19 protein-coding genes and 1 pseudogene are annotated in these 25,853 nt (G+C 53.7%); 14 read left to right on the top strand and 6 right to left on the bottom strand.

Annotation, left to right across the window (positions count from 1 at the left end; genetic code table 11):
* Nucleotides 1-874 (bottom strand): annotated as a pseudogene (locus ATHL_RS19150) (hypothetical protein); the annotation flags it as partial.
* Between the two features lie 292 nt (nt 875-1,166).
* Nucleotides 1,167-1,934 (bottom strand): response regulator transcription factor, encoded by a 768-nt coding sequence (locus ATHL_RS10740; RefSeq protein WP_062193410.1) that lies wholly within the window; start codon nt 1,932-1,934, stop codon nt 1,167-1,169.
* Nucleotides 1,935-2,248: 314 nt separating this feature from the next.
* Between ATHL_RS10740 and ATHL_RS10735 the strand changes: the two genes are divergently transcribed.
* From ATHL_RS10735 to ATHL_RS10720, 4 genes are all read left to right on the top strand, one after another.
* Nucleotides 2,249-2,959 (top strand): cysteine hydrolase family protein, encoded by a 711-nt coding sequence (locus tag ATHL_RS10735; RefSeq protein ID WP_062193407.1) that lies wholly within the window; start codon nt 2,249-2,251, stop codon nt 2,957-2,959.
* Between the two features lie 122 nt (nt 2,960-3,081).
* Nucleotides 3,082-7,635, top strand: coding sequence for an ATP-binding protein (locus ATHL_RS10730; protein WP_062193405.1), 4,554 nt, complete (start codon nt 3,082-3,084; stop codon nt 7,633-7,635).
* 130 nt (nt 7,636-7,765) lie between these two features.
* Entirely contained in the window at nt 7,766-10,630 is a 2,865-nt protein-coding gene (locus tag ATHL_RS10725; RefSeq protein ID WP_062193402.1) for a DEAD/DEAH box helicase, read from the top strand.
* 29 nt (nt 10,631-10,659) lie between these two features.
* Nucleotides 10,660-11,505: an alpha/beta fold hydrolase gene (locus ATHL_RS10720; RefSeq protein ID WP_084001368.1), complete on the top strand. Its 846-nt coding sequence runs from the start codon at nt 10,660-10,662 to the stop codon at nt 11,503-11,505.
* A gap of 21 nt (nt 11,506-11,526) precedes the next feature.
* Here ATHL_RS10720 and ATHL_RS10715 read toward each other — a convergent pair whose 3' ends face one another.
* Entirely contained in the window at nt 11,527-11,718 is a 192-nt protein-coding gene (locus tag ATHL_RS10715) for a ferredoxin (RefSeq protein WP_062193396.1), read from the bottom strand.
* Between the two features lie 199 nt (nt 11,719-11,917).
* Between ATHL_RS10715 and ATHL_RS10705 the strand changes: the two genes are divergently transcribed.
* The 8 genes from ATHL_RS10705 (at nt 11,918) to ATHL_RS10670 (ending at nt 18,523) form a co-directional block, all read left to right on the top strand.
* Complete coding sequence (locus ATHL_RS10705) at nt 11,918-12,547, top strand: TM7S3/TM198-like domain-containing protein (RefSeq protein ID WP_062193391.1); 630 nt, start codon at nt 11,918-11,920, stop codon at nt 12,545-12,547.
* A gap of 77 nt (nt 12,548-12,624) precedes the next feature.
* Nucleotides 12,625-13,410 carry an NYN domain-containing protein gene (locus tag ATHL_RS10700; protein WP_062193389.1) on the top strand — a complete coding sequence of 262 codons (786 nt, stop codon included), beginning with the start codon at nt 12,625-12,627 and terminating at the stop codon, nt 13,408-13,410.
* A 92-nt stretch (nt 13,411-13,502) separates the two neighbouring features.
* The gene (locus ATHL_RS10695) at nt 13,503-14,990 is read left to right on the top strand and encodes a hypothetical protein (protein WP_114679494.1); all 1,488 of its coding nucleotides are present in this window, start codon (nt 13,503-13,505) and stop codon (nt 14,988-14,990) included.
* Between the two features lie 94 nt (nt 14,991-15,084).
* On the top strand, nt 15,085-15,831 hold the full coding sequence (locus ATHL_RS10690) for a DUF4013 domain-containing protein (RefSeq protein WP_062193383.1): 747 nt from the start codon (nt 15,085-15,087) through the stop codon (nt 15,829-15,831).
* A gap of 9 nt (nt 15,832-15,840) precedes the next feature.
* A complete protein-coding gene (locus ATHL_RS10685; protein ID WP_062193381.1) occupies nt 15,841-16,302 on the top strand; it encodes a type III secretion system chaperone family protein in 462 nt (153 codons plus the stop codon).
* Nucleotides 16,299-17,240, top strand: a complete 942-nt coding sequence (locus ATHL_RS10680) for a lysophospholipid acyltransferase family protein (RefSeq protein ID WP_062193378.1) — start codon at nt 16,299-16,301, stop codon at nt 17,238-17,240. The genes ATHL_RS10685 and ATHL_RS10680 overlap by 4 nt, the downstream gene beginning before the upstream one ends.
* Before the next feature lie 39 nt (nt 17,241-17,279).
* Nucleotides 17,280-18,101, top strand: coding sequence for a CDP-alcohol phosphatidyltransferase family protein (locus tag ATHL_RS10675; protein WP_084001366.1), 822 nt, complete (start codon nt 17,280-17,282; stop codon nt 18,099-18,101).
* A complete protein-coding gene (locus tag ATHL_RS10670) occupies nt 18,098-18,523 on the top strand; it encodes a GNAT family N-acetyltransferase (RefSeq protein ID WP_062193372.1) in 426 nt (141 codons plus the stop codon). Before ATHL_RS10675 ends, ATHL_RS10670 begins: the two co-directional genes overlap by 4 nt.
* A 29-nt stretch (nt 18,524-18,552) precedes the next feature.
* On the opposite strand, the gene ATHL_RS10665 is transcribed toward ATHL_RS10670, so the two are convergent.
* Nucleotides 18,553-20,307, bottom strand: a complete 1,755-nt coding sequence (locus ATHL_RS10665; protein WP_062193369.1) for an ABC transporter ATP-binding protein — start codon at nt 20,305-20,307, stop codon at nt 18,553-18,555.
* Between the two features lie 33 nt (nt 20,308-20,340).
* Nucleotides 20,341-22,077: a HEAT repeat domain-containing protein gene (locus ATHL_RS10660; protein ID WP_084001365.1), complete on the bottom strand. Its 1,737-nt coding sequence runs from the start codon at nt 22,075-22,077 to the stop codon at nt 20,341-20,343.
* A 165-nt stretch (nt 22,078-22,242) separates the two neighbouring features.
* On the opposite strand from ATHL_RS10660, the gene ATHL_RS10655 reads away from it, so the two are divergent.
* A complete protein-coding gene (locus ATHL_RS10655) occupies nt 22,243-22,701 on the top strand; it encodes a DUF5680 domain-containing protein (protein ID WP_062193365.1) in 459 nt (152 codons plus the stop codon).
* The gene (locus ATHL_RS10650) at nt 22,701-23,291 is read left to right on the top strand and encodes an HD domain-containing protein (protein WP_062193362.1); all 591 of its coding nucleotides are present in this window, start codon (nt 22,701-22,703) and stop codon (nt 23,289-23,291) included. The genes ATHL_RS10655 and ATHL_RS10650 overlap by 1 nt, the downstream gene beginning before the upstream one ends.
* Before the next feature lie 109 nt (nt 23,292-23,400).
* On the opposite strand, the gene ATHL_RS10645 is transcribed toward ATHL_RS10650, so the two are convergent.
* Nucleotides 23,401-25,677, bottom strand: coding sequence for a glycoside hydrolase family 3 C-terminal domain-containing protein (locus ATHL_RS10645; RefSeq protein ID WP_062193359.1), 2,277 nt, complete (start codon nt 25,675-25,677; stop codon nt 23,401-23,403).
* Between the last annotated feature and the right edge of the window lie 176 nt (nt 25,678-25,853).

Raw genomic sequence — 25,853 nt, 5'->3', positions numbered from 1 at the left:
AGGTAGGGGTGTTGGTTTCAGTGGGTGTAGCGGTGAGGGTAGGAGTGTTGGTTTCAGTGGGCGTAGCGGTGAGGGTAGGAGTGTTGGTCTCAGTGGGTGTAGCGGTGAAGGTAGGGGTGTTCGTGGGGGTGGGAGAGGCAGTGGGCGCAGTGCAAACCCATGGATACCAGTAAATATCCAGGCCGTCATTGGTACCGATCGGGTTCATGGTGACTGCGTCGATTAACGCCGCACCAAAGTGAATTTCTACCACCGTGTTGCCGGGTTGAACGCCGGGCCAGCGGCCCGTTGCCGAGAAGGTGCCATCGCCCTGGAATGGGCCAAGGAGGATGTAATCAAAGGATTGAGGAGGAGGCCCGGGGTTGACGACGTAGAAATGCCATTGAACATAAGCCGATTGGCCCGGTTGTAAATGATACGTTCCACTCACCGTAATATCGATGGGATCAAGCTGACAGATCGAATAATCGGGGTCGTCGAAAAGCACAAATGGCGGGTCGTTCGGTTCCACCTGGATTACTACCGCTTGCGAAAGCGCCTGGCGCTGGGCCGGTTGCCGTCCGGGTTGGGGCGCCGAAGCCGAATTTCCCGAAGGCCCACGGGGAGCCTGGTTTCTCATCTCTGGTTGAAGTGCGTCTTTGGGATGAAGCAGTGGGGGGGGTTCTGATGAACCTCCCGAATCGCTTGCAGACGGCTGAGTGGGCAGGCTGATCTGCCGGTTCGAATCGCCAGGGAGCTGACGACCCGGGGGGGTGTCGGCGTAGGCGGTCGTTTGAACCATGGATAGCAGGGTGCCGGCCAGCAGTAAAATCACCCCGCCAGTATACGAAATGCGGCTCAATAACTTGAGAAGATACCGACCAGTTTTGTTCATACCCTACCTCATCAAGAAAAACAGGTTCACGTTGTGCCAGGGCACAACGTGTATGGATGGATCAGGCCGGGTTCGCTACTGGCTCGGTGCGTTTCCGCTCACACTGGGTGAGCAAGCGACCATCATCAAGAAACGCCTTTCATCGCCGCCTTCGAAAAAAATCAAGGTTTCAATTGTTAAGGAAAAACAATTTCGATAAACATTACCTATAATAACCGAATACATGTTGTTCGTCAAGTACTTCGGTTAGCATTATGGTTAGAATCTCTTGTTTGCAATGGTAATGAAATGTTTACCGCCCGGCATTTAGTTTGTAACCGAGCCGATCGATATTCTGGATCAGGTCGCCCTGACCTGCGGCCTGCTCCAGTTTTTGACGAAGCAGATAGACCAGGTATTTAATCCGGTTTCGCACCTGCCCGCTATCTTTGCCCCAAACTGCTTCAGCGATCGTGCGATAATGCACCACGTCGGGGGCTTTACGAGCCAGTACCGCCAGAATAGAAAATTCTTTTCCTGTGAGCTGGATGTGTTTATCCTGGAGGATAACCTCCTGGGTATCGAAGTCAATTACCAGCCCCGGCTCAGGGAAGACCATGCGGTTCATCTCTTTCATCGGGCGGGCGCGTCGCAACACGGCCTGCAGGCGGGCGATGACTTCGGCGTTCACAAAGGGTTTAGTGATGTAATCGTCCATTCCCATGTGAAGCGCCCGAACGACTTCTTCTTTGTTGGAAATGGCAGAGATGACCAGAACAGGAACATCGGTGATTTTCTTCAGGTGCTGGTAGGCCTCCCAGCCATCCATCTGGGGCATCATGAGATCAAGGAGTATGATATCGGGATGGGCGTCCTGACATTTCTGAATGGCCTCAAACCCATTGGAGGCGCTTAAAACGTTGTATCCGGCCATGCGGATGATTTGCTTCAGAAGGAAGACGGTATCTGGTTCGTCTTCGACAACCAGGACGGTTTGCCGGGACGATTGCTGAACCTCATCCAGATCGATTCCTACTTGAGGGTGCGTGATTGAAGAAAACGTAGTGCCTTGTGCTGTCATACGGCCATCCTCCAAATGGAAAACCGGCGCTTGAGGCCGGTTTCGCTACTGGCTCCCTGCAGGCCTGCTCGGACAATCGAGAAGCGACCAATTCTGACCTGTAGATCATCGCCGCCTTGCTTTGATGGTTTCATTGGACGAACAAAATCTTGTTGATATCATAACAAAATCAAGGATAGATTGCAATGGTTATTTTTAAGATTGTAAATCTTTTTTTCTTTCGTTATATTCTGTCTATCACCTTGACAGTACTTTCTGTGGGGTTACAATAAGTGTCATATTGACACCAAGTCGGGTTCTTTTAGGAGGTAAAGATGAACATTTCATCTCTGAACGAGCAATCTCAGGCTTTTATGGTCTATCTGGCTGAATGGGTAGAACAGTTGCCCGCTTTAAAGAACGAAGAGGTTTTTCGTGATCCATCACGCGTGGCCATCGTCTCGGTCGATGTGATCAATGGTTTTTGCGCTTTCGGGCCGCTGGCCAGCCCGCGGGTTGGGCAGATTGTGGAGCCGATTGCCCGGCTCTTCGAACAGGCCTGGGAGGCAGGGGTGCGAAATATCCTGCTGATTCAAGATACCCACGAACCCGATGCGGTGGAGTTCGCGCAGTGGCCGCCACACTGTGTTCGAGGCACGGCTGAGGCCGAACCAGTAGATCGATTCAAACAATTGCCATTTTTCGGGCAAATGCTTCAAATGCCAAAAAATTCCATTCACTCAGGGCTGAACACTGGCCTGAATCAATGGGTTGAGAGCCACCCTGAAGTGGACCTCTTTGTGGTAGTTGGAGATTGCACGGATCTGTGCACCTATCAACTGGCCATGCATTTACGATTAGATGCCAACGCCCGTCAGCTCTCACGGCGGGTGATTTTACCCGTAGATGGTGTGGACACGTATGACTTGCCGGTGGAGGTAGCCCGGAGTCAGAACCTGCTACCTCATCCCGGTGATCTGTTTCACGGGATATTCCTGTATCACATGGCACTCAATGGGGTGGAGGTGGTGACCCGGATTGAATAAGGCGAGTAAGATGCATTGCAGGTGCATTGCAGATTGATTTTTTCCTGTACAGAGAATACCCGGCTACAGGGGGAATATGGTAAAGTGGTAATACGTCAGTCATAGATTAGTAGAGGTGGCGATTGCCTGCCTGGCCGGGGATTCTCACGATTTTTCCTTCCCTTCTGGCCTGCGTGCTTGCAGGTGGAGGAATTTTATTCCTTATCTGGCGCCACCTGGCCACCCCGGCGGCTTATGCGTTGAAGTTTTTCCTCGCAAGTGTGGCCTGGTGGGGGTTTTTTCAGGTGGCGGCTGGCTCGTTTCCACAACTTGCGACCAAACAATTTTTTGCTTACCTGGCCGTACCGGGCTGGGTGGGCATTCCCACGGCGTTCCTGCTTTTTTCTATCGCTTTTAGCGGGCTGCACTGGCCGAGCAGTCGTTTTACCAAACCGCTTTTAATGGGTGAGCCGTTTCTTGCCATGATCCTGGGAATGAGTAACTGGCTGCATGGCTGGATGTGGCACTGGGAGCCGCACCGGACGTTAACCAGCCCCTGGTTACGTCTGACTCCAACCCCGCTCTATTTACTCCATCTGGTCTATTCCGCGGCGGTACTTCTGGTGGGAATGTACTTTTTAATCGTGGTGGGCGACCGGCTGTTGAGGATGCGCTGGCGTATTACCTTTGTGCCCCCCGGAGTGGCTGCAGTATTGCTGGGTTCGTTGCTGGCGTTCGCGGCCATTCTTTTTGATGAGGGATACCAGGGAATGGCTGTGCTGGCTTTCAGTCTGGGGGGACTCAGCCTGGCACGAAGCTTGCTGGATAATCAACGTATGGAAGTGTCTCAGGTGGTTGAGGCGGATGTCTACGAGCACGCTTCGGATGGCGTTGTGCTGGTCAACCGTGAGGAGCAGATTGTTCAAGTCAACCCCGCATTCGAACGCCTTGTTCGTCGGTCGGCACAATCGCTGGTAGGGGTGCCCCTGCGAGAGGTACTGCCCGAGGTGCGCCTGTCAACCAGGGAGCTGGAACCAGTGCAGGAGGTCGTCCTGAAGCGGGAGGGCGGCTCTTTAATCTTTCACACAAGTATTTCGCCCATCCACGATCGACGAGGAGTTTTCTTCGGCTGGTCGATTTTCTTGATGGACGTCACCCGGTTGAGGCAGGTGGAGGAAACCGCAAGGGTTAGTGAAACTCGTTTTCGCGCGCTTTTCGAACAGACCCGCGATGCCATCTTGACCATCGACTCAGCTGGCAGGATAACCGATGCCAACCCGCAAGCGGTTGACCTCTTTGGCCTCCCCCGTGAGCGCCTGATCGGAATGGAGCGAGGAAATCTATACTCACTGAGCGAAACCAACCTCACCAACGAACCCGAACCAGCGTATGTTTTAACCCGCGGAGCGGATGGAGCGTTCCTTGCGCTCGAGGTCAGGCGTGTTCATCCTGTGGTGAACGACCTTCCGGTTGTTCTTGAAGTGATTCACGATGCAACCGGGCGGGTTTTAGCCGAAAAAGCTACCTGGCTGGCAGGGCAGATTGAAGAGGAATTACACAGCATTTCTGAAAGGACTGGAGAAGAGAGATTTCACCGTGCTCTGGGACGGGTGCTGGAGAGCCTTTGTGAGGTGACTGGCTGTAAGGTAGGAAATGTGTTCTTCGTACGCGGGGAGGTAGCCCTGCTTGTTCATTCCCTTGGCAGGAGCGAGTATGGGAACGGCTCAACGGTTGGCCCTCGTGCCATTGTGATTAGAGATAATCCGTTTCTCCAATCTGTTTTCGACAGCCGGAACTTACAATGTGCTGCAGATTCTAACCTTCTAGCCGGACTCAGCGGTGAGCACCCGGGGGAGAACCCCGGCTCATGGATTGGCATCCCGCTGGTGTTGAATGGAAAGGTGGCGGCGATGATCACCCTTGCGAGCCCGAGGCAGGAGGGCTTAACCGGGCGTTGTGAAGATCAAATTCGCCTGGTGATCGAGCGAGCGGTGGTTCCTCTGGAGAAGGGCTGGCTATTAAACGAACTTAAGCGGGGGGAACAGACGGTTGAATGGCTCAGGGAGTTCAGCCGTGAGATAAACCGGGAGCTTCCGCTTGACCAGCTGGCAGAACGAGCGGACGTGATTGTACAACAGGTCTTCAGGGCCTCAGACTGGCTGCTTTATCTTGCCAATAAGGAACAGATGACCGAGAAGAGCCTGCATTTTGTGGGGGGCGTCCGACAAGAACTGATCAACCCGGAGCATGATCTGCTGGTTGCACGAACGATTGTTGAGTCCGGGCAAACATTTCATTTTTCCAGTCGGGAAAAGGTGACTCAGTTCTATCGCGAGCAGGGTCAGGCTATTACCGATCTTGTTCCCGAATCGTGCATGGGGGTTCCTCTTCTGATCGGAGATGGCTGGCGTGGAGCCTGGCTGATTCAGGATTACCGCCGCTCCGGGTTATTCGGAGAGCACGATCTGGAGTTGCTCAAAACCTTTGCGGCAATATGGTCTGTGGCCATCCGCGAGGCACAGACCCGCGAATTTGTCCAGAAGCGTGAGGAACAATACAAGAAGTTGAGTGATCAGGCACAGCAGGCTCTGGAGGCCGCTGAAAATGCCAGCCAGGCGAAAACGCGTTTTCTGGCAACCATGAGCCACGAAATTCGCACGCCGCTCAATGGCATCATTGGGATGAGCGCCATGTTGCTGGATAACGATCTGGATAAGGATCAGCGGGCGATTGTTGAGATTATTCGTACCAGTGCTGAAACCCTTGCGGCACTGATCAACGATATCCTTGATCTCTCTAAAATCGAGGCCGGGCGCCTTGAACTGGAACACCATCCTTTCAATTTGCGGGAGTGTGTGGAAGCGGCGGTTGAAATGCAGGTGCCTCGAGCGATTGAAAAGGGGCTTGATCTGGCCTACTTTATTGAGCCGGGAACTCCGGTGCAAATGATCGGAGATGCCACCCGGTTACGCCAGATTTTGATCAATCTTCTCAGCAACAGTCTCAAATTTACGGATCGGGGTGGGGTGTTCCTGCGTATCTGGGAGGAGCTTCCAGAAGGTCAGACTGAGCGACCCACAGGAGATCATTGCCGGTACCATTTCTCGGTCAGTGATACGGGGGTTGGCATTCCGCGTGAGAAGATGGATGAACTGTTTCATCCGTTCCACCAGCTGGATGTTTCGACGACACGGAAATACGGGGGAACCGGGCTGGGTCTGGCGATCAGTAAACAATTGTGTGAATTGATGGGTGGCTCTATCTGGGCCGAGAGCCAGGGAGTTGAAGGGCTGGGGACGACGTTCCACTTTACCATTCAGGCCGATATTGAACAGCGTCTGGCAGAGACCTGGATGAGCCAGGCGAGTGAATTACAGGGAAAGCGTGTGATCATCGCCAGCCCGGGGCCATACACCCGTAGCGTTCTGGCGCGGTATGCAGAGATCTGGGGGATGGATGCGAGCATGGCGGCAACATCGGAAGCCTGCCTTGAAATGATTGAAAAAGGGCCACGCCCGGATGTGTGCATTCTGGATGACATGCTTGAGTTGGAGCGCAAGATTCGCCAGCGGGCAGAAGGGATTCACCTGGTGATTCTTTCGACCCCTCAAAACCGTCGTAAGGAAGATGAACCCCTTGAGAAGACCGAAGGGGTGCTTTACAAACCGGTTAAGCCGATGCGCCTGCGTGAAGCGTTGCTTTCCCTTTTCAGCTCCAAAGTGGAAGCAGAGCCCATGCCTAAACCTACCCAGATCATGCTGGATCAAAATATGGCGAGCCAGTACCCGTTGCGCATTCTGCTGGTGGAAGACAATGTGGTCAATCAGAAAGTGACCACGCTCATGCTCTCCAGGCTTGGATACAGGGCAGATCTGGCGTCGAATGGGTTAGAGGCGGTCAATAAAGTAAAAGAGCGCATTAACAGCGGGCGCGGGGCGTATGATGTCGTTCTGATGGATGTGCATATGCCAGTAATGAACGGCGAAGAGGCCACCCGACGGATACGTGAGGAACTACCGGTGCAGTTTCAACCGTATATTATTGCGCTCACAGCCGATGCACTGGAAACAAGCCGGGAGCACTTTCTGGCCATCGGTATGGACGCCTACATCAGCAAACCCATCCGAATTGAAGATTTGATTAACGCTCTGGTGGGGTACAAACCAAGCGTGGTCACTGTCCAGTTGCTGCCCCCGCCCCAGGCTCACCAGCAAGATGAGGGAATGATCCAACACGGAGCGATAGATCGCTGGGTAAAAGTGATGGGAAGCGGCTCGGTTATCGCCGGGATCATAGGCATTTATCTGGGAGATGCAGCCACTCTGATTCATGAATTAGAAACAGCATTCAAAGACAGAGACTGGAAAAAGATGCACCAATCGGCCCACACATTGAAATCAAGCAGTGCCAATTTCGGCGCATGGAAACTTGCTGAAAAGTTGGAGCAAATCGAAAGGGCTACCCGTCACGAAGACCTCACTGTGCCGTTAGATGAGATCAAAAAATGGGTTCAGGAAGTGCGCAAGCTTTACCCCGAGGTCTCACGGGAATTGCGGCGCATCCAGGCAGATTTTATGGCGAATAGTGAAAACGCCCCAGGGACAGCGGCAGGCAATGAAGCCCCTTCAGCCGAAAAATCTTTGAATGGTGGGGAGTCTCGGAAGCCCGGTACAGCTCCTCTTCCTCCTCTGGATTAAGCTTTCATTCCACGAAAAACACTGGGTCAGAATGCCGAGTGGGTGTAAAGTTAATGGAGCAGAAGGGTTCACACCCTCTGTAAGGTAAGCAGATATTGGGAACGTTCGGTGGTGAAATGGATTGTCTGGGATGAATACGGAATTTTTTGTGACCCATGGATGGAAGATCGTGGATATTTTGCATACCGCCGGACGCGAAGCGGTACGCGAAGGAATCGAAGATCTGCCGCTAACGGAGCTGGCAGTGCGCTTCCTCAGGCAGGCCTACGGTGAAGGAATCTACCGCCATCAGAAAATTGCCCTCCGGGCAGCCCTGGCTGGTGAGCCTGTCTGCCTGACCACGGGTACGGCGTCGGGGAAAAGCCTGGTTTTTCAGACCGCGGCGCTGGATTTACTTGCTCGCCATCCTGATGCGCGGGTGATGGCCATTTATCCCATGAAAGCTCTTGGAAATGAACAGAGGGAGCGCTGGGAGCGTGCCTTTCAGCTGGCAGGATTGGATGCGACCGTTGGCCGGATTGATGGGAATGTGCCCCCTGCCATGCGTCTTGGAATTTTAGAACGTTCTCCGGTGACCGTGTTCACTCCAGACATCATTCACGCCTGGTTGTTTTCTAACCTGAATCAAAAGGCGGTCATTAATTACCTTTCGAGGGTGGAACTGATTGTCATTGATGAGGTTCATGCCTATACCGGGGTGTTTGGATCTAATGCGGCTTATCTTTTCAGGCGGCTGAGGCACCTGTTATCGATGATGGGGGCGAAGCCGCGCTTTATCTGTGCCTCGGCCACCATTGCTCACCCTGAACAACACCTTGAAAATTTAATGGGTTTATCTTTTCAGCTGGTAGGGAGTGATGTGGATACCTCTCCCCGTTATCCGCTGGAGGTAGCACTCGTTGAACCGCCAGACCAAAGCCGGACTCTGGATGGTGTGGTGCAATACCTGGATTACCTGGCGAACGAGAAGAAGGCTCGATTTATTGCTTTTGTGGATAGCCGGAAACAGGTGGAGCTGATTTCATCGATCCTGGCGCGGGTGCAGCGAGATACGGCGGCCGGCAAGGGTGACCTGGAAGGTGAAAGTGAAATTTTACCTGAAGAACGGCTCGGAATTCGCCTGGCACAGCTGAATGTTTTACCGTATCGTGCGGGGTATGAAGAGCATGACCGCAATCTGATTCAAAGTAAACTTACCGAAGGGAGTTTACGGGGGGTGGTAAGCACAAGTGCTCTGGAGCTGGGAATGGATATTCCAGACCTGGATACCTGTGTTCTGATTGGCGTGCCCACCTCGGCCACCAGCCTTCAACAACGGATCGGGCGCATTGGGCGGTCAGGGCCTGGAACGGTAATTGTGATTAATGGCGGGGATGTTTATGATCGGGCGGTGTTTGCAAATCCGCCAAGCCTTTTTGAAAGACCTCTGGCTGAAAGTGCTTTGTATTTACAGAATCGACCGATTCAGTATATTCATGCACTCTGCCTGGCCAGGCCCGGCGGAGAGCATTCCATGGTACTTCAGGCTCGCAATTTGCCGGAGTCTCAATTTGGTAGCCTGGTGCGCTGGCCAGAACATTTCTTAGAGCTATGTCGGGCTGAACGGGCAGGAGAAACCCCCCGAGATTTGCAGGGCATGAAGAATGAAGCCCGTGACCGTCCTAATTACGTTTTTCCACTGCGCGAGGTGGAAAGTCAGTTTAAGGTTGAGCGCGCTCAGGGGCCGTCATCTACTTCACTGGGAACGTTATCCTTTGGGCAACTGATGCGAGAAGCCTACCCGGGTGCCATATACTATTATGCGGCGCAACCTTACCGGGTGATTCGAGTCAATTTGAAAACCCGGCAGGTGCAGGTGCGGCGAGAGAAACGCTATACTACCCGGCCAAGCCGTCTGCCGGAGAGAGTTTTCCCGCGGGTGAATGCCGCAGGTATTTTTAAGGCAGTACAGCAAGATGCTCTGGTGAGCATGGAGTGCCAGATTCTGGTACGTGAGACGATCAACGGGGTTATTGAGCAAAGGGGAGGAAAGGAAAGTATCTATCCCTATCCATTGCCGCGTGAGCTGGGGTTTTATCAGGATCAGCCATTTTTCAACCGGAATTTCTTTACGACCGGGGTGCTGGTTACCCATCCGGTACTTGAGGCGCCGGGGGTTTACCCACCTGTGCTGGCCGAACTGGTCTACGAGGCTTTTTTACTGCTGGTCCCTTTCGACCGGCAAGATCTGGGTTGGGCAACGGATAGTTTCCAGCAGGATCGGCCACCAGCCATTGAATACGGGCAACCTTTTCTGGTCGTTTATGATCAAACCTATGGGAGCCTGCGGCTTTCTGCCCGTCTGATGGAAACCGGATTGCTGGGACGGGTGATGTTTACGGCAAGCCTTCTTGCGGCAGGGCATACAGGGGTGACCATAGGCCCGGAGGGGCGCGAGGCGCTGGCCAGGATGACCCTTGAGGCATTGGAACGTCCTGCATACAGTCTCAGGTTCATCAATGCTGAAGTAGAAACGCCGGAGGGAAAAGAACGCATTATTTTGCCGGGGAGTAAGGGATTGTTAATGCGCACCAGTGAGGAATTTCGCATTCTTCGTGTGATCTCCATGCCCAATGGTTTGAGTTACGAGGGGGTGCCCGCAACGATGGAAGGCAGCAGTGCGGCCACAATGCCGTTGTTAACCGATGTGGCAGAAATCCCCGGAGAAAGTGAAGTGGGATTCTACGATCTTGCAACCGGAGAAATAACTCCGCTTCTGGATGGGGCACTTCGGCTTGAGCCAGAAGCCGGTGGGGTGCGTGCGGAGGTAGACCGGGCTTTTCTGGCAACAGCCCTTGGGGCCCATCTTCAGGAAGGCGCACTTACCCGTCTGGCTGAATGGTTGGGTCTCGGAAAGGTGGAAGGTTCACGCGTAGAAATAGCACAGAGAATCATCGATGCCTGTGTTGAGGCTGACCAGTTAAGTGCTCTAATACGTGCCCTGGTGCAGTTGTAATAGCCTTCAAAGGGGGGACGATCAGGGAAATGGAAGAGTCGGTAGTTTGGCTTCAGGGGTTGCGTGTTCGTTACTATACGGCGGGTAATTCGGGACCGGCGGTTGTGTTGCTTCACGGAGGAGGGGCTGACTCGGCAATGCTTTCGTGGGGGTTACTCATCCCCCATTTGTCCAGGGATTTCCGCGTTTTTGCGCCGGACTGGCCCGGGTATGGAGAGAGTGACAACCTTCCCGGGGAATATTCTTTTGAGAGCCTGACCGCATGGTTGAGTGACCTTATGGATCAGTGGGGAGTGCGCCAGGCCAGTCTGGTGGGAGTTTCGATGGGAGGCGGTGGGGCGATTCATTTTACGCTCACCCATCCTGAGCGTGTCCAAAAGCTGGTGCTGGTAGATAGTTATGGCTTCCAGCGCAAAGCTCCCTTTCATCGACTCAGTTATTGGATGGTGCGGGCTTCGTGGCTGATGGAATGGAGCTGGGCGCTTACCCGCCGAAGCCACTGGTTGACGCGCTGGAGCCTGGCACAGATCTTTGCTGACGCGCGGAACATTTCAGAATCTCTGCTGGATGAAGTGTTTACGGCAGTCCAGAATCCTTCGGGGCAACGCGCTTTTTTGAGGTTTCAGCAGCGTGAAATGCTACCCGACCGGGTGTTAACCTGTTATCTGGATCGGGTAGGAGAAATTCGAGCGCCGACGTTGATCATCCACGGCGATCGAGACCGGCTGGTGCCCCTGTCGGATGTGAAAGAGGCCGCCCAACGGATGCCCGCTGCGCGGCTTGTGGTGATTGAAAACGCAGGTCACTGGCCAATGCGTGAACAACCAGAGAAGTTCAACCGGCTGGTGAGTGCGTTTTTGAAAAATACAGAATAGGATATTGTGGCTATCGCTTGCTTACTCTTCGATGGTGATGGCACCCTCAGGGCAGGACTCCATGGCTTCGCGCACAGCGGCTTCATCTTCCGGGGCTACGCTATCCACCAGAACGGTAGCATAAGGTTCAGAACCCAGTTTGAAAACGTTCGGGGCGATAGTTTCGCAAACCCCACAGCCAAGGCAGGTATCAGGATCGACAAAAGCTTTCATTTTTTACCTCTTTAGAGCGTTATTTGCCTGAATTATACACCTGCTTTGCGCCTATTTTCACAAATTTTATCGCCTTTTTGTATAAGGTGAATGAATGAGAGAAAACGATTGGCCGGGAATTCCAGAAAAAAATCATTGCACAGGGCACATGAATTCCGTAGAATGAAAAGGCAAAGATGATGTACCTGGGAGGGGTCAAATGATCACACCGCTGAGCGTTGTTCTGGTTATTTTTGGATTCATGGTATGTTTTATGGGGTACAGCATTTTCCGTTCCATGTTGCCCCTGTGGGGATTCATTCTGGGCGGCACGATCGTTTTGTTTTTTATACCGATGATTCTAAAGACTCCTCTGGCGCAACAAACCCTGTTTCAGGTGATTGCTTTCCTGATAGGCGGGGTTATTGGGGCTCTGGTGGCTGCTCCGCTTTATTACGTGACAGTGTTTGTCTCAGGCGGGGCGATGGGGGCGTTGATAGGGCTTATTTTTGGGGCCTACCTGGAAATTTCGGGCGGGGTGGTTTCGGTGCGGGCGCTCTCTGAACTGGCTGGGATGACTTTCCCGCCGCGGTTGATTTCTCCACTACAGGTGGTGATGATGATTGTCTTCGGACTGATCATCGGAGGTTTTTCTATCAGTTTTCAGAAATTCATGATCAGTGCCTCGACAGCCTTTTTGGGGGCGGCGGGTGTGGTGAGCGGGTTGACGGGAGCCATTCTGGATGTTTTACGTACCAACCCGGCACGCGGCCTGTGGGTGATGCTGGTCTGGTTGATCCTTGGGATGATCGGGCTATTTGTGCAATTCCGAATGAGAGATGAGACGTGATTTACTCTCCAAGCATGATAGAATTGTCTGTGATGAAATGTAAGATTAATAGATGGGAGATATAGAATAATTAATATATGGAGCAAGAACAACCCGTAACCCGCACAAGGCGAATGGCCATGTTAATTGATGGGGATAACGCTCAGCCTTCGCTGATCAGCAATATGCTGGCGGAGACCGGGAAATATGGAATGGTGATTATTCGCCGCATTTATGGCGATTGGACGACCGCCAATATGAGCGGCTGGAAGGACGTGTTACAGACCTACGCCATTCAACCCATCCAGCAATTCCGGTATACCATTGGGAAAAATGCCACCGATAGCGCAATGATCATTGATGCGATGGACATCCTGTACGAGGACCGGGTAGATGGGTTTTGCCTGGTTTCCAGTGACAGTGATTACACCCGCCTGGCAACACGTATTCGCGAAAAGGGTATTTTTGTAATGGGGATCGGGAAGCAAACCACCCCGCGGGCTTTTGTCAATGCGTGTGATGTGTTTGTATTTACCGAGAACCTGCAGAAGAATCTTCACAAGGAACCGCGACCGGTTAAAGAGAAAGAACCCAGACGAAAGGGTGAAAAACCCGGCAAACCTGTGGTTGAAGAGAACGAAAACCTCAACGATCCATTACCCCTGCTTAAACAGGCGTATGACCTGGCCGTACAGGACGATGGCTGGGCCTTCCTGGGTGTGATGGGCACGCAGTTACGGCAGCTCGACCCGAGTTTTGATCCGCGTACATACGGGTACCGCCAGCTGTCTTTGCTCATGCAGGCCTACCCGGACGTATTTGAACTGGAAATGGGGAAAAAAGGCGATGGCACGTTTAATGTGTATGTTCGCCTGAAAGAATAGCGTTACCCACAGCGCTCTGCCTGCAGGTTTCCGGGCAGAGCGCCTTTTCTTTATCCCGTTGTACCTTGATTGTTCGAGTATTTCAGCCCGCTGTGAACAACCAACCTTCACGATTTCCTTTTTTCGCCGTTCTGGTTTTTGAACTGGTCTTTCTTATGGCGGTACGCACCCCGGTTGACAGTGATCTGTTCTGGCATCTGGCGGTTGGTGAACAGACTCTGCAAACCGGGCATCCGGTGCTTTCGGATACTTTTTCCTATACCCGGGCAGGTGCGGCCTGGATTAACCATTCCTGGCTGGGTGAGGTGGTTCTGGCATGGGCCTATCGGGTTGGGGGGTGGGTGGGGTTAAGTTTCCTGATGGCGTGCCTGGCCGGTTTCAGTTTGCTCATTGTTTACTGGATGATGAGTGGCCCACCCCTCTGGCGAGCATTTCTCATCGTGCTGATTGCTACGGTAAGTGCACCGGTCTGGTCACCTCGACCTCAGCTTTTTACGCTGGTGTGTCTGGCAATCTTATGGGGCCTGACTCGAAAATTTCGCGGTGGAGCGGGAAAGGCTCTGTTTTTCTTACCGTTCCTTTTTGTGATATGGTCGAATTTACACGGCGGGTACTCGCTGGGCTTCATTCTTCTTGGCTGTCAAATTCTTGGCATGGGGCTCGATCGTGTCTTGCGGCGTCAGGATGCTCCCTCACTCCGCTCCATTGGGCAGTGGGGAATGTGGAGCGTGGTCAGCGGTCTGGCAGTATTGATTAACCCAAACGGGTTGAATACCTGGAAAATCCCTTTTCAGACGGTTGGGGTTCAAGTCCTGCAACAGGCCATTCCCGAATGGGCATCGCCCGATTTCCATGTTTCTTTCCAGCAGCCTTTTCTCCTGATGCTGGTAGGGTTATTGCTGGCGTTTGGCCTCTCGGGGAGAAAGGTAGAAGGGGGTGGTTTAGCTGCCACGGTGGTCTTTTCGACTCTGGCCCTGATGGCACGACGAAATTTTGGACCCTTTGCTATTGTGACCGGGCCGCTTCTGGCAGAGTATGGGTGGCAGGTACTGGAGCGTCTGAAGGCGGGGGGGAACTCACTTTTGAACAGACTGGTGAATCTGGGAAGCACGGGTGAAACCAACAAACCCCGGTTATTTCTGGATGCTTCCATCCTTGGCCTGCTGGCCCTGGCCTGCCTGGTGAAGGGTTTTGCCGTCAGCCAGCCAGAACAAATGAGCCGCGCTCTTCAGGCTTCGTATCCGGTGAAAGCGGTGGCGTGGATTCGCGAAAACCAACCACCGGGGAGGCTGTTTAATGAATATGCCTGGGGAGGGTATATCATCTACGCTCTACCGGAATACCCTGTCTTTGTGGATGGGCGAACAGATCTCTATGGTGATGAAATCATTGATGAGTGGTTGCGGATAATGAATCAGGAAGAAGGCTGGATGGATTTGATCAATCGGTACCATATCCGGCTTATGTTAATCCCGGCTGATTCGCGGTTGCCATCTCGCTTAAAAACCCAGGGGTGGAGGCTGGCGTATCAGGATGATGTGGCCAGCGTCCTGATCCGTCAGGAGCAGGGCTTTCGTTAATCGGCTCCTCTGTTTGGGGTAGAATTATTTTTAAGAAAGTCCACTGGATGATGTGAAAGGGGTTCTGATGAGAGAAAGCTTTTCCATATCCGGAATGAAGGGGTTGTTTCTTTTTCCTCTCAGGGGCAAAGAATGGGGGCGAAAGCTCCTTTATCTGGGACTTTTCTGGCTGGCAGGTGGCCTTGTACCGGTGATCCCGTGGCTGTTTGTGGGCGGGTATTTTGCGGCTGTTGTTCGAAAGGTAGTGCGTGATGAAGGAGAAAAACTCCCTGAATGGCAGGACTGGAACCGGTTCATAGTGGATGGTATCCGATTGCTTGGAGCAGGGTTGATCTTTTTTCTGCCGCTGGGGCTGTTCTTCTCAACCGCTTTTTCGCTTTACTTTGGCACATCCATCGCCGGGATTGCTCTGGCCAGAGGAGGAAAAGAGATTGCTTCTCTACTGACCTCGTTTGGCGGACTGCTGTTTTATGGATGGTGCCTCACGGTGGGCATGCTCTTGAGTTTATTGCTGGGGTTGGTCGCCTGGCCAGCCATCACGTATATGATTCTGGAAGAACGTTTTTCTGCTCTCTTCGAGGTGAAAGCCTGGTGGAAGATCGTTCGGGCGAATCCCGGAGGGTATCTGATCGCCATGTTTCTCTTCTGGGGGGTGATCATAGCCTTCCAGGTGATCTCTCAGGGGTTTTTCTTCACGGTCGTCCTCTGTGTTTTCCTGCCGGTGATCTATGCGGTGGCGATGCCTTATCTGACCCTCATCACTGCCGGTCTGGTCGGGCAGGTCTACCGCGAAAGCCTCGAAGCCCTGGGTAAAACGGTATCCTCTGGAATGGAGGTGTAGAGCCATTTTATGGGGCGCATTACGGAGACGGCGGAAAATTTTTTTCTTGAAGACGGCTGGCCGGTGATCAGGACAGACAACCCGCTGGTTTTAAGGACCAGCTTTGAGGGGAAGAACGGCCTTTTTTCCTGTATTGCTCAGGCGCGGGAAGAACAGGAACAGTTTGTTTTCTATTCCATCTTTCCCGTCTCAACTCCCATGGATAAATTGAACCAGGTTGTAGAATTCATTACCCGGGCCAATTACGGGTTAATCATCGGGAATTTTGAAGTGGATCTTACAGATGGTGAAATCCGCTTTAAAACCAGCGTTGACCTGGAAGGAGGAGCCGAAGCCATGCTGCCATTGATCCGCAATGTGATTTATGCCAATGTGTTGATCATGGACAGGTATTTCTCAGGTCTATTACGGGTAATGTACGGGGGGATTTCTCCTGAAGAAGCGGTACAGGAAATTGAAGGATCATCATGACTCCATCCCATACGGCCGAGGGTTTCATCGCTATGAACATTCAACAGTTGATCAACAGTCGTTTTGGTGTGGAAACGGTGATGTGGCTGGGGAGAGTGCTTCCACCGAGGGTGGGGTACGCCGTGGCTGATCTGGCGGCATCGCTTATCAGCCGGCAGCGTTCCCTGTCCAATGTGCGTGCAGCTCGAGCCAATCAGTGGGTGGTACACGATTGCCGGGCAACCTCTGCGGAGCTGGATAAGCTGGTTCACGAAATGTTTCGGAACGCCGCGCGCTGTGTTTATGACTTTTATCATTTGCTGGACGATGAGGACGGCATGTTGGCGCGGGTGAAAGTAGACCCCACGTTTGAGGCGCTTTTCCAGCGCACTTTGCGCATGGAAGAAGGCACCATTATCTGCCTGCCCCACATGGCCAATTATGATCTGGTCGGGCGGGCGATGGCCTTTCGGGGGATGCGTTTTCAGGCTATTACCCCGGCAGTTCGCTTCAGTGGTTATCAGGTTCAAAATCATTTACGCCGGCAAATGGGGATGTTTGCCACCCCGGCGTCCATGGAAGCCGTACGGATGGCCACCGAACGGCTGAAAGCGCATGGAACGGTGGTCACCGGGGTGGACCGTCCGCTACCAGAATCACGCCATGCCCCTCGTTTCTTCGGGCTGCCAGCCAGGTTGCCCACAGCCCATGTTCGGCTGGCTTTGCGATTGAATTTGCCCCTTTTTGTGATCGGAGTATCCCAGGAAAAAGACGGGCGTTATTGTATCTGGGCGCATGGCCCTATGGAAATGGAGCGTTGTGCCGACCCTGATGAAGAGATCCTTTTAAACGCTGAGCGGGTTTTAAAGATTGTAGAAGAAAATATTCGCCGTTTTCCGGTACAATGGAATATGACCTTCCCCGTTTGGCCACAGATCATGGCAGATGTTCCAAAATAACAGACATTATCACCCGGGCGGGGATCAGAAAAGGAGCTTATGATGGATCATCAACCGCAAGACCAACAGCGAGTGATCGAAACCATTTTACGCCCCCTCGAAAAAAAGGCGTTGAACTGGTTGGCCGCTCATATGCCAGTGTGGGTGATGCCCGACCACCTGACGGCTCTGGGAATCCTGGCTTCTTTATTGATAGCGGTGAGCCTGGTGTTGACCAATTTCAGCCCGCATTTCCTCTGGCTGGCCAGTTTAGGTGTGGTTCTCAACTGGTTTGGGGACAGTCTGGATGGAACACTGGCGCGTTATCGCAAGATCGAGCGTTCGAACTACGGGTTTTATATCGATCACGCGGTGGACAGTGTGGATGAAGTGCTGATTTTCCTCGCTCTGGGGTTGTCGCCGTATGTGCGCATGGAACTGGCGGGGCTGGCGCTTGTGGCTTACCTGTTGATGTCGATCCAGGTGTTCCTGTTTGCCCAGGTGAAGGGGGTTTTTCAAATTTCCTTTTTACGCCTTGGGCCGACGGAAATTCGATGCATTATGATCCTGGCCAATACGGTGGTCTTCTTTGTCGGTAACCCGGTGATTCGCCTGAGTGTTGGGGTATTTACCCTGTATGACTTTATCGCCATGGGTTTGAGTTTGCTGTTATTTGGAGCATTCATTGTGTTGACAATTGCCCGTGCCCGCGAGCTGGCTGCCTATGATATTCGCCAGCAGGCCCTGAAAGCCGAACGTGAAGCCCGTAAGGCGGCCCGTCGGGCATTGCGTGCTGAACGAAAAGCTGCCCGGATGCAGCATAAAGCCCGGAAAGCCAGAGATCATAATCTTCCCGTGCCGGAGGCGAGTCATCCCCAATGAACGAGAACTACACGATTGAACCATTGACCATGAGCGATTACCCGGAGGTGTATCAGCTGTGGTCAGAGACCGAGGGGGTTGGGGTTGGACCGACCGATTCTGAAGCGCGCGTTGCCTTTTACCTGGAGCGGAACCCCGGTATGAGTTTCGTAGCTCGTGCAGACGGAACGATCATAGGGGCAGTTTTGTGCGGCCACGATGGCCGCCGTGGGTATTTACACCATCTGGCGGTCAGGCCAGAGTGGCGTGGAAAGGGAGTTGGTCAGGCTCTGGTAGAGCACTGCCTTGATGGATTGCGCCAGGTTGGGATTGCGAGGTGCAACATCTTCGTTTATACCCACAACCTGCCCGGCAGAGCGTTCTGGGAGCACCTGGGCTGGAAAGAACGCAGTGATTTAATAGTAATGTCTCACGACGTATGAGGCGCCGGGCAGGTTGTAGAGTGGGCTTTTTAATTCAGAGAAACTGGCTCAAGTTTTTGTTGGATGGTGCACAGCCGGTAGTATAACCCGCGGTGGGCGAAAAGCTCTTCATGGGTGCCCTGCTCAACGATATGTTTGCCTTCCAGGACGACAATCTGGTCGGCATTGCGGATGGTTGAGAGGCGGTGAGCGATGATAATAGTGGTGCGACCGGCGATCAACCGATCGAGAGCCTGCTGAATGAGCAACTCAGTTTCAGTATCCACTGCGGAAGTGGCTTCGTCAAGAATGAGGATGGGGGCGTCTTTGAGCACGGCGCGCGCAATGGAGAGCCGTTGTTTTTGCCCGCCAGAGAGCTTGACTCCGCGTTCACCGATCATAGTGTCGTAACCGTCGGGCAGATTCATGATGAAGTCGTGAGCATTGGCGATTTTTGCCGCTTCGATCATTTCGCCCTCAGTCGCATTCGGGCGGCCAAAGAGGATGTTTTCCCGAACGGTTCCATGGAACAGGAAAACATCCTGAAGGACGATGCTGATCTGACGGCGAAGGCTCTCCAGAGTGAGGTCGCGGATGTCGTGCCCGTCGAGGGTAATGGATCCGGAGGTCACATCGTAAAAGCGGGGGATCAGGCTGGCCAGGGTGGATTTCCCAACCCCGGTTGGGCCGACAAGGGCAACCACTTTCTTCGGGGGAATATCGAGGTTGATGTTTTCCAGCACTGGCTCTCCGGGAATGTATTCAAAAGAGACATTGTTGAAGCGAATGTGCCCCTGGGCTTTCCCTGTGAGGGCGATAGCCTCTTCCCGTTTTTCCAGCTCGGGTTCTTCTTTCAATAAGCCGGCGATGCGTTCTGCACCGGCCAGAGCATTTTGAACGGCCTCCCATGCGCCGCTAAGGTTGCGAACTGGCTGGTAGAACATTTCAAGGTACAGGAAGAAAGCTACCAGGTCAGCGACGGGAAGAATTTGCCGGAATGCCAACCTGCCACCGAAGTAAATGACCACCAGCATTCCCAGGGATGAAGTGAATTCAACAAAGGGTTGGAAGATGGCCATCAGCCGCAGGGCTTTCAGGTTGGCGTTCTTATACGATTCGATTCCGTTGTCTACCTTCCAGTATTCTTCTTCCTCACGGGTAAAGGCTTTGATTTCACGGATTCCGGAGAGATTATCGTTCAGGATCGCGTTCAATTCTCCCAGCACGCGCTGCCGCTCGACGAATTTGGGGCGCACATATCGGGCATACAGGCGCAGGGATAACACTACCAGTGGAATGGGGACGAGGCTGAGAAGTGCCAGGATCCAGTTGAGGTTGAAAAGCATCACACTGATGGCGATGAGAGTGATCAGATTGACGAAGACATCGGGAATGGCGTGAGCAATGAGCTGTTCAAACAGGTCGGTGTCATTAATCACCCGCGACATCAATTGCCCGGTTTGTTTGTCTTCGTAAAAACGCAGGGAGAGACGTTGCAGGTGCTCATACACAAACTTTCGCAGATCCGCTACAACGCTCCACCCGGCGATGTGTGCCATGTAACTGCGCAGAAATTGAAGGACAGCCCGGGCGAGAAACACCAGGATCACAATGAGGGTGAGTTGATTAATAAAACCGAGGGTAGTTGGGTCATTAAGTCGAGTGGTAACGGCATCTACCAGCTGGCGAATGACCCAGGGAATGACAAGCTGGGCGCCGACCAGGGCCAGCATGCTGAATACGGTGATGATGAGAGCCTTGAGATAACGGCGAGTGAAAGAGAGGACAAGTTTTACCGGTTCCATAAGTTCCATACCTTTAGACAGATTGGGATGAATTTATTTGACGGGCATGTCGAGGCCGATGCCCGTATCAAGGTGGTAAGTTTCGTCTCGGTGGCAATCGGAGGAGCGAACACTATCGACATGGCTGTTATGATCCACATGTTTCTCGGTAATTCGGTCCTGTTGGGCCAGGATGCGCCGCTTCTGGACAATATCCAGGCGGTTGGATTGCAGCATTCGAAGAAGAGCTTCAGCGGCGTCGCGGCGGGTACCCCGATCACTGGCTTTCAACAATTGAATAAGCGGCTCTACGGCTCGCGGGTCGCCAATACCTCCCAGCCCCAGCGCAGCTGCCTGCCGAACAGCTTCACTGGGGGAGTTAAGCAACTCCAGGAGACGGGGGACGGCGTGGGAATCGCCCAGTTTTCCCAGCGCGAGTGCGGCGGCACAGGTGAGGTGAGGGAGGTCGAGGGCTTCGATAAGCGGTAAAACCGCCCGTCGATCGCCGATCTGTCCGAGGGTGTTGGCCGCCAGTTCCCCGATGGGGGAGGGTTGTTGAAGGGCTTCCAGGAGATAGGGTACAGCGTGTGTGCCGATCTGGGCGAGTATGGCACAGACCATTTTCTGCACTTCGCTGTCTGGATCGCGAAAGAGTTGAATCAAGGGCAATACCGCTGGTTCTCCGATTTGCGCCAGCGCCCCCGACGCCACCGCGCTGATTTCAGCCTCGTGGCTCTTCATAGATTGGATCAAAACAGGAACTGCACGGGCATCTCTTGAATGGCCGAGGGCACGAAGAACGGCACGGCGTACATCGCGGTTGGAATCCTGCGAGGCGTGCAATAGCGCCTGTAACGCCTGGGGGGCACCGGTTTGCTCCAGCGCTTCGGCAGCGGCCCGTCGGACTTGAGTATCGGGGTCGTGTAATGTGTGGATGAGCGGGTCCACACTCGAGGGAACGCCAAGTTTCCCGAGCACGCTGGCAGCTGACCGCCGCACTACCGGATCGCGGTCGCGGAGGGCGCGAAGGAACGGTTCGACGGGTGGGTTTTTCAGGGTGGCGGCTCGTTCCCAGTTCTGGATGGCGATCAGGTAGATGGCCTCTTCTTCAGGCTGAACAGGGTACCAGCCAAGGGCTTCCAGGGCTTCAGCGGCTGACTTCCGTACCGCACTGATCTCATCTTCGAGGGCGGTAATGAGTGGACGGATGGCTCTCCCCTCGCCGAGGCGCCCCAGAGCTGAGGCTGCCATTTCTCGCACCTCGGGTTGTGGGTCGCGCAGGGCGAGGACGAGGTTTTCCATAGGCAATGCGCGGTGAACCGGGTCAAGCCGGGCACCGATACGTCCCAGCGCCCACGCCGAGGCGCGGCGAACGGTCATTTCGGGATCTTTGAGGGCGTTTACCAGTGGATCTACGGACAGGCGCAGATAGGCAGGTTCCTGGATGGAGGCACCAATGCGTCCCAGGGCACGGGCCGCCCCTTCACGAATCTTTTCGGGAGAGGCTCGCAAGGCAGAGATAAGCGGAAGAATGGCAGGTTGCCCGATGGCTGCCAGAGCGGCCACTGCTGCGGTGGCAACAGCATAGTCCGGATCGCTGGTAGCCTGAATGAGGGGTTGAATGGCGGGTTGCAGGCGCTCCGGAGGAAGGGACAGAGCCAGTTCCGCAATGGCTGTGGCGGCGTCGCGCCGGACGGCGGCATGTTTGGGGTAGTGGAGTGCGGTAAGCAACCCTTTCAGGTCAGAGCGGGCTTTCATCCTGGCGATGTTCGGTGCTCCAAATATCCCCATGTTTTCATTAAATCATGGATATACGGGCATGTCAAACCAAAAAGAAGTGTAGAGGGGCTATTTCTACCCGATTTTCCATGCTTCGAGTACTATTTGATCAAAGGAGCTTCTGGCACCTTGTCTGCTTTCGCGAAAGGCCCGGGGAATAATATAAGGAGTAATCTGATGAATGAGAACGAAAAAGAGCTAACCGATTTTTTGATGCGTGCGAAGCGCGCCACTTACGCTGCCGGGATGCAGCCGGTGAATCCCTCACGGCTGGCGTCGCATGATTTGCCCTACTCTGAAGGCCTCTGGCAATATCTCGATAGCTATTTGGGCGGTCTGAAATTCCTCGGCGAGGAGGCCGTCTGGTATGACAGCCGTCCCGTGTGGGGCATGAATTATTACGGGTTCATTCTCGTAGCATCTATGCCGGAGGGGCTTCCGCAGTTTCTCAAGGATGCTCTCCTTCATGTTCCGGCAGAGGCTCCCTATCGCGGGCCAGCGGCGTATGTGGCGGGGCCTTTTGTTTATCGATGTCAGTGGGAGGGACAACTCTCTTGTTTCTGGGGAACCGAATGGATTGAGCAGGAAGGTGAAAAGGTGTATGAGTTACGGTTCCATGGGGGGGAGGTTCTTTGATGGAGGAGAAATTTCCTCTCGATGTCAGCCTGGTGGAAGAGTTGGCCAACCAACCTCTTCTTGCGGCATACCTTGAAATGAATCATCTGAAGCGCCTTTTTCGGCAAGGGTGGTTGCAGGCAGGGGTACCTCGCGAATATTGCGAATCGGTAGCGGAGCATGTTTTTGGAATGACCCTGCTCGCCTGGATGGTCGTAGAGAGCGGGTTGGTAGCAGATGTAAACCGCGACAGGGTTATGCAGATGACCCTGGTGCATGAGATTGGTGAGATTTATACCGGTGATATTACGCCAGGTGATGGGGTTGCGGTGGATGAAAAACACCGCAGAGAGCGGGAAGGGGTTTTGCAGGTGACGAATCGCTTACCCAACGGAGCCGAATGGATGGCTTTGTGGGAGGAATTTGAAGCTGGCGAGACGAATGAAGCCCGACTTGTCCGGCAACTTGATCGGCTGGAAATGGCTTTGCAGGCCTGGGTGTACGAAAAACAGCTGGGGATGAATCTGGAGGGGTTCTTTCAATCTGCTGAAAGGGCGGTGAACAGCCCGGAACTGAAAGACATGCTGAAGATCATTGGCAACCTGCGGTGACTTGGCGGGGATGACTCCAACCCTTTTCGCAAGGATTCACTTGAAAGATAATGTTCACGGGGGCTGATCGATCTTCTGTCAGCCCCCGTGATGGTGATGAGAATGGTTATTACTTTTTGTTTACCTGAGATAACAGCTGATCAACCATCTCTTCCGGGGTCTGAGGAAGAGCCTGCTGAGCGAAATAGAAAATGCTCAAGATAGGCATATCCATCAACATACCCATCACATCCATGCCTAACCCTTCGCTTTCCGGCCCGGAGGCGCCCATCAGACGGCGCATTTCTTCTGCGATTTGCCGGAAGACCGGTTCAAATACGGGCCTGCCGAGGGGATCTTCCATCCATTCTCTGGCGGTTGATTCCCGGTTCAACAGGCTGGGTAAGCTGAGGGTGGACTGTAATGTCACCATCTGGGTGCAACGGATGTCGGCAGAGGAAGCCCCGATGAGGATGTCGAACTCGCCATTTTCGGTAACCCATTGCCGGTACCCCGGGTGGTAAAAAGCAAAAGCGCGGAAGTCCAGCGGAATTGAAACCGTTTTGGTCTCTCCAGGCTGCAGTTCGACCTTGGCAAAGCCTTTCAATTCCTTGGGCGGGCGCGCGAGGGTGGATTTCCGATCATGGACATAGACCTGAACCACTTCTTTACCGGGCAGGGAGCCGGTGTTGGTTACATCCACCGAAACCACAACCCCTTCCACATCTTTGAAGGTGGATGCAGACACGCGGGGGTTGCTATAGGTAAATGTCGTGTAGCTTAACCCGTACCCGAAGGGGAAGAGGACGGGCATTTCTCTGGCATCGTAATAGCGGTAGCCAATGTACAGACCTTCTCCATAACGCACCACGCCGTTTTCGCCGGGGTAATTCAGGTAAGCCGGGGTGTCGGAGAGTTTCAGCGGGAAGGTTTCAGCAAGTTTCCCGCTGGGGTTGACCTTTCCAAACAAGATGTCTGCGATAGCCGCTCCGCCGGCCTGCCCCATCATCCAGCCTTCAAGAATGGCAGCGGGGTCATTGAGCCATTCGCTCATGGTTACGGCGGAGCCGTTGTTGAGAATGACGACAGTGTTCGGCTGGGCGCGAGATACGGCTTTGATGAGAGCGATTTGCTGGGCAGTCAGGTCGAGGTCGGGGCGATCGTAGCCTTCGGACTCTTTGTACCCGGGCAGGGCGATGAACAGCAAAGCGACATCAGCGGAACGAGCGTGCTCAACCGCCTGTTCAATCAATGCTGGCTGGTAACGATCATCGGCGGGGTAGCCCTCGGCGTATGTCAACTCTGCCTCAGGTGCCGCGTTCTGAAGTTCCTGGTATGGAATGGAGACCCTGGTGGGGTTAATATGAGAGCTGCCCCCTCCCTGGAAATGGGGGTGCATCGCCGAACGCCCAATGACAGCCAGACGCCTTACCTGTTTCAGGGGCAGAATGCCGTTGTTCTTGAGCAAGACCATTCCCTCAGCGGCAATTTTTCGCGCCAGTTCATGATGGGCATCCACATCGAATGTGCCCCCCTTGGGGGTTTCCGCGGCCTTGAAGATGATATTCAAAATCCGGCGCACGGCTTCATCCAGCACGGCTTCATCAAGGGCGCCTGATCGTACCGCCTCTACCACGGCCTGAACCCGGCGAGGTTGCGGGCCGGGCATTTCCAGGTCGCAGCCTCCCTGCAGGGCGGCCACACGGTCGTGTACGGCCCCCCAGTCCGACACCACCAGGCCGTCAAAACCCCATTCCTGCTTCAGGATATCTACCAGTAGCTGATGATGTTCTGAGCAATAGGCCCCATTGAGCTTATTGTAGGCACACATTACCGTCCACGGTTTTCCTTTTTTGACCGCGGTTTCAAACGCCGAAAGATAGATTTCACGCAGGGTGCGTTCATCAACTTCGGCGTTGATCGAGAAGCGTTTAAATTCTTGATTGTTGACGGCAAAGTGTTTCAGAGAAGTGCCCACGCCCTTACTCTGGACGCCCCGGATGTGGCTGGATGCCATTTCTCCGGCCAGGTAGGGGTCTTCGGAGTAGTATTCAAAGTTCCTCCCGCAGAGGGGGGTGCGCTTCATATTGTTGCCTGGACCAAGGACGATATCAACCTTCAAGGCGATACACTCTTCAGCAATCGCCTGTCCCATCTGGTAGATCAAATCCACATTCCAGGTAGATGCCTGGCAGGAGGCTGTCGGGAAACACGTGGCTGGCAGAGTCTGGGAAGATAATGAGTTGACATCGGCTACAAGGCGCACACCGTGAGGCCCATCTGTCATGGTGATGGCGGGTACTCCCAGTCGTTCAACGGGGGTCGTAGTCCAGGTGCTGGCGCCTGTGCAAAGCGCGGCTTTTTCCTCGAGGGTCATTTGCTTGAGAATGGCTTGAATGTCTGGCATGGTTTCTCCTTATAAATGTGCAAAAAGAGGGGTCGCTATTGATTATACAGCCATTGCGGGCCGGTTTATTTCGACTCGTGAGTTGAAGAGGGTGATCGTTCCAGTATTGGTAAAACAATGGTGAAGGAACAGGAATGAGGGCTGCCCCCTGGCGAATTACCAGGGTTACGCCATCA

The organism is Anaerolinea thermolimosa, assembly GCF_001050195.2.
GTDB classification, from domain to species: Bacteria; Chloroflexota; Anaerolineae; order Anaerolineales; family Anaerolineaceae; genus Anaerolinea; species Anaerolinea thermolimosa.
The sequence above is the reverse complement of the archived record's forward strand: the minus strand, read 5'-3'. Positions and strand labels throughout refer to the sequence as shown.

Excerpts from the sequence above, each read along its gene's own strand:
- ATHL_RS10740 (WP_062193410.1), bottom strand. The coding sequence starts at position 1,934 with ATGACAGCACAAGGCACTACGTTTTCTTCAATCACGCACCCTCAAGTA.
- ATHL_RS10735 (WP_062193407.1), top strand. The coding sequence starts at position 2,249 with ATGAACATTTCATCTCTGAACGAGCAATCTCAGGCTTTTATGGTCTAT.
- ATHL_RS10725 (WP_062193402.1), top strand. The coding sequence starts at position 7,766 with ATGAATACGGAATTTTTTGTGACCCATGGATGGAAGATCGTGGATATT.
- ATHL_RS10720 (WP_084001368.1), top strand. The coding sequence starts at position 10,660 with ATGGAAGAGTCGGTAGTTTGGCTTCAGGGGTTGCGTGTTCGTTACTAT.
- ATHL_RS10715 (WP_062193396.1), bottom strand. The coding sequence starts at position 11,718 with ATGAAAGCTTTTGTCGATCCTGATACCTGCCTTGGCTGTGGGGTTTGC.
- ATHL_RS10705 (WP_062193391.1), top strand. The coding sequence starts at position 11,918 with ATGATCACACCGCTGAGCGTTGTTCTGGTTATTTTTGGATTCATGGTA.
- ATHL_RS10700 (WP_062193389.1), top strand. The coding sequence starts at position 12,625 with ATGGAGCAAGAACAACCCGTAACCCGCACAAGGCGAATGGCCATGTTA.
- ATHL_RS10690 (WP_062193383.1), top strand. The coding sequence starts at position 15,085 with ATGAAGGGGTTGTTTCTTTTTCCTCTCAGGGGCAAAGAATGGGGGCGA.
- ATHL_RS10685 (WP_062193381.1), top strand. The coding sequence starts at position 15,841 with ATGGGGCGCATTACGGAGACGGCGGAAAATTTTTTTCTTGAAGACGGC.
- ATHL_RS10680 (WP_062193378.1), top strand. The coding sequence starts at position 16,299 with ATGACTCCATCCCATACGGCCGAGGGTTTCATCGCTATGAACATTCAA.
- ATHL_RS10675 (WP_084001366.1), top strand. The coding sequence starts at position 17,280 with ATGATGGATCATCAACCGCAAGACCAACAGCGAGTGATCGAAACCATT.
- ATHL_RS10670 (WP_062193372.1), top strand. The coding sequence starts at position 18,098 with ATGAACGAGAACTACACGATTGAACCATTGACCATGAGCGATTACCCG.
- ATHL_RS10665 (WP_062193369.1), bottom strand. The coding sequence starts at position 20,307 with ATGGAACCGGTAAAACTTGTCCTCTCTTTCACTCGCCGTTATCTCAAG.
- ATHL_RS10660 (WP_084001365.1), bottom strand. The coding sequence starts at position 22,077 with ATGGGGATATTTGGAGCACCGAACATCGCCAGGATGAAAGCCCGCTCT.
- ATHL_RS10655 (WP_062193365.1), top strand. The coding sequence starts at position 22,243 with ATGAATGAGAACGAAAAAGAGCTAACCGATTTTTTGATGCGTGCGAAG.
- ATHL_RS10650 (WP_062193362.1), top strand. The coding sequence starts at position 22,701 with ATGGAGGAGAAATTTCCTCTCGATGTCAGCCTGGTGGAAGAGTTGGCC.
- ATHL_RS10645 (WP_062193359.1), bottom strand. The coding sequence starts at position 25,677 with ATGCCAGACATTCAAGCCATTCTCAAGCAAATGACCCTCGAGGAAAAA.